Raw genomic sequence first — 270 nt, 5'->3', positions numbered from 1 at the left:
CAGGTCCCGGAATCGGCGGGGAAAGTCCAGGTCGTATTTCACGGTCTTGAACAGGGCTTCTGAGTACGGGTTGTCGTCGGAGACCCGTGGCCGGGAGTRKGACAGKGTGATGCCGAGGGACTGGGCAAGCTGAGCGGTGGTGCCGGCCCGCATCGGTGCGCCGTTATCGGCGTGGAGCACGGCAGGGTGCTGTCGGTTTTCGGTGACCGCGCCCTTGATCAGTGCGCCGGCGAGGGACGCCGTTTCGGTGTGGGACGCCGTTTCGGTGTG

General features: G+C 65.9%; 1 pseudogene. It reads right to left on the bottom strand.

Annotation, left to right across the window (positions count from 1 at the left end):
* Positions 1–270 (bottom strand): annotated as a pseudogene (locus tag ASG92_RS21050) (DDE-type integrase/transposase/recombinase); the annotation flags it as partial.

This window comes from Arthrobacter sp. Soil736 (assembly GCF_001428005.1).
GTDB lineage: Bacteria > Actinomycetota > Actinomycetes > Actinomycetales > Micrococcaceae > Arthrobacter.
This window is presented reverse-complemented; position numbering and strand designations above follow the sequence as displayed.